We start from the raw sequence: 3,348 nt of genomic DNA on the forward strand, positions 1-3,348 counted from the left end.
GCTCACGGCCCCCCCGCGCGCCACTCCGGGCGGGTTCTTGCGTGGGGCGCGTGTGTGTGCCCCGCCCGCCGCCCACACCTGCAGTGTACCCGGCGCCGGGGGCGGGCGTCTCCGCCGGCCGGCGAAGGCGATTGCCAGGGCCGGCAGCACCACGGTCGCGACCGTCGCGCGATGGGAACGGTATGCCGGAGGCCGTCAGCGAGGCCAATCCGCCGCAACCCCAGACGATCGCGATCAGCGACAAACCCTTGACTCGCGTAGTGATCTGCGCCACAATTTGAACTGTGTTAGGCGAAACTACTCGCGATAGGCAAGCCGAACGCCGTGAGGCAACGCGGCGAGAGATTCTGCAGGTCGCGTGGGAACTCGCCAGGGAGAACGGCCTGGCGCAGATCACCCTGCGCGATGTCGCCGCCAGGGTCGGCATGCGCGCGCCCTCGCTGTACACACATTTCGCGGCCAAGCACGCGATCTACGACGCGATGTTCGAGCAGGCGTGGGCGGAGTACGAGGAGCACGCGGCGCGGATTGCCGCCACCCTGCCCACCGCGCCGCGCGCCCGGCTGCTGGCGCTGGCCTACGGCTTCTTCGACTTCGCGGTGGCGGATCTGGCCCGCTACCAGCTGATGAATCAGCGCACGGTGCCCGGATTCGAGCCGTCGCCCGCGGCGTTCGCGCCATCGAAGCGGGTGGTGCGCGACGCCGTCACCATGTTCGCCGAGGCAGGTGTCACCGATCGGGGTGACATCGAGATCTGGTTCAGCCTGATCGGCGGCCTCATCGACCAGCAACTCGCCAACGATCCGGCCGGCGACAGCAGGCGCAGGCTGATCGAACGCGCGATGACCATGTGGGCCGACAGCGTCGGCCTGCCCCCGGAACCGAGGGACCCCCATGACCACGACGACTCCGGCGCCGACCGAGCCGCGCCGTAGCGCTATCCCGCGTCCCGAGTCGATGACTCTGGCCGCGACCGAATACGAACGCGTCGGCAATGCCGTCGCCGCACTCGACCCGGCCGACTGGAACCGGCCGACCGATTGCCCGGACTGGACTGTGCACCAGATGATCTCGCACGTCGCCGGGATGGCGGCGATGACGGCGTCGATCACCGAGATGATCCGGCAGCAGCGGGCCGCCGACCGGGGGACCGGCGGCGAGGAGCGGCGCATCGATGCGCTGACCGCTTATCAAGTCGCCCGCTATGGCGTCCACCCGCCGGACGAGTTGCGCGCCCTGATCGCTCGCCTCGGCCCCCGCGCCACGGCCGCACGGCGCAGGGTGCCCGCGTTGCTGCGCAAGCTGACGATGCCGGGCAGCGAGCGGGTGAACGGTGTCGACGAGCGGTGGACGGTCGGATTCCTGACCGAGGTGATCCTCACCCGCGACCCGTGGATGCACCGGATCGATCTGAGCCGGGCGACCGGGCGACCGCTGGAACTCACCGCCGACCACGACGGGCGCATCGTCGACGATGTGGTCCGGGAGTGGGCACAGCGCCACGGCAAGCCGTACCGCCTGACGCTGCACGGTCCGGCGGGCGGCACGTGGACGAGCGGTGACGCGGACGCGATCGAGCTCGACGCGATCGAGTTCTGCCGCATCCTGTCCGGGCGTGCGAGCGGTACCGGATTGCTGAGCACCGAAGTGCCGTTCTGACCGGCATTCACCCGGGCGGCGGCAGTTCCAGACTCTCCCGCTAGTCGCCGCCCGGATAGCCGGTATCGACCGGCCCACGTCGGCGCAATTCGGGCAGCAGGCCGTTGAGGTCACGGTGTCTTCCAGCGTCGGCAGCGAGGTGAACACGAGTGCGATGGGCACTCGACCATGGTGGCGTTCAACACAATTCGAGCCGAATACGCGGGTGGCGAGCGGGCCAGAGGACGGCTCGCCGGAACAGGGTCTTGCGCATCGCCGCGGCCTCGGTCATCTTGTAAGTAAGTGGTTACTTTCATGGAGGTGACGTGGCGCCCACAACGCGCGACCGGATCATGACCGAGGCCTTGCGCCTGTTCGGGGAACGTGGCTTCGCCAAGACCTCGGTCGCTCAGATCGAGCAGGCGGCGGGGTTGTCGGGTGGGTCGGGGGCGCTGTATCGGCACTTCAAGTCCAAGGACGAACTGCTGGTACAGGCCGTGGCGAGCCGGCTCGAGGATCGGGGCGCGTGGGACCAGTTTCTGTCGCCGGAGTTCTCCCTCGCTGCCGCGCTGGACTTGTTCACCGCCGGGGGATCCACCGTCGACATGATCATCGCGCTGTGCCGGATCGGCCTGGACCGCCTCGACCACGATCGTGACGTGACCCGGATTCTGTTGCGGGACAACTCAATCCCCGCAGGCCTGCTCGAAGTGTTCCGGCAGCAGGAGTACGCGGTGGTGCTGCCGGCGGTCACCCGTGGACTGTCCGAACTCGCCGGTGACCGGGTCCGCGATCAGGACTGGGACGCCACCGCCGCCGTACTCGTCGGCGCGCTCGCCCACTTCTGGATCATGGGCGACATCTTCGACGGCGGTCATCCGGCGAATGTCGACGAAGACCGCTACCTGCGAGCCACCGCAGAAATGATCGCCGCCCGGCTCGACTGGGCGGGAACCGAGGGAGAGGACCGAGGATGAACACACCCATCACCGTGGTCGGGGGCGGACTGGCAGGACTCACTGCCGCGATCGCCGTTGCGGAAACCGGCGTGCCGGTGCGGCTGCACGAGGCACACCAGACGCTGGGCGGGCGCGGGCGGGCAACCCCGCCACCGCATGTCGCTCACGAGGGCGCGCACGTCTTCTACGCCGACGGACCGCATTACACGTGGCTGAAGAAGCGTGGCTTCGTCGCGGGGCTCGGCTGGCCGGGCAGCACCGACGCGATGAAGCTCGGCTTCCGCGCCGACGACCGGATCCGGCACGTGCCGCCGCTCGGGATGCTGCGCGCCCAGTCCCGCAAGTGGTTGCAGGCACCGGTCGACGTCGACTTCCACAGCTGGGCCGCGGACCGCTGGGGCGAGCGCACCGCCACGCAACTGGCCAACGCCATCAGCGTGGTCACCTACGACGCGAATACCGGCAGGCTCTCGGCCGCCTTCGTCTGGGACCTCTTCCAGCGTGTGTTCGGCGCGAACATCCCCGGCGTGCGGTGGGTGCGCGGTGGCTGGCAGCAGGTGATCGACCGGATGGTCGCGCGGGCAACAGAACTGGGGGTCGTCATCGAGACCGGATCGCGGGTGGACGCGCTACCGGACAACGGTCCGGTCATCGTCGCCACCGATCTCGACTCCGCCCGTCGCCTCCTCGGCGACGGCACGCGGCAAGGCCGCGGGGGGGTCTCCGCGCGGGGCGCGCGCGGGGGGTGGGT

General features: G+C 69.5%; 4 protein-coding genes. All 4 read left to right on the forward strand.

Annotation, left to right across the window (positions count from 1 at the left end; all coding sequences use genetic code 11):
- The first annotated feature begins 284 nt into the window (after positions 1 to 284).
- A complete protein-coding gene (locus tag ACFWPJ_RS19475; RefSeq protein WP_378853225.1) occupies positions 285 to 935 on the forward strand; it encodes a TetR/AcrR family transcriptional regulator in 651 nt (216 codons plus the stop codon).
- Positions 895 to 1,659, forward strand: a complete 765-nt coding sequence (locus ACFWPJ_RS19480) for a maleylpyruvate isomerase family mycothiol-dependent enzyme (protein WP_378853227.1) — start codon at positions 895 to 897, stop codon at positions 1,657 to 1,659. The genes ACFWPJ_RS19475 and ACFWPJ_RS19480 overlap by 41 nt, the downstream gene beginning before the upstream one ends.
- A 305-nt stretch (positions 1,660 to 1,964) precedes the next feature.
- Complete coding sequence (locus ACFWPJ_RS19485) at positions 1,965 to 2,615, forward strand: TetR/AcrR family transcriptional regulator (RefSeq protein ID WP_378853229.1); 651 nt, start codon at positions 1,965 to 1,967, stop codon at positions 2,613 to 2,615.
- Positions 2,612 to 3,348, forward strand: a 737-nt coding sequence (locus ACFWPJ_RS19490; RefSeq protein ID WP_378853231.1) for an NAD(P)-binding protein, incomplete at its 3' end; no start/stop codon positions are given. The genes ACFWPJ_RS19485 and ACFWPJ_RS19490, both read left to right, overlap by 4 nt.

This window comes from Nocardia sp. NPDC058497, assembly GCF_042720195.1.
Lineage (GTDB): Bacteria > Actinomycetota > Actinomycetes > Mycobacteriales > Mycobacteriaceae > Nocardia.

Excerpts from the sequence above, each read along its gene's own strand:
- ACFWPJ_RS19480 (WP_378853227.1), top strand. The coding sequence starts at position 895 with ATGACCACGACGACTCCGGCGCCGACCGAGCCGCGCCGTAGCGCTATC.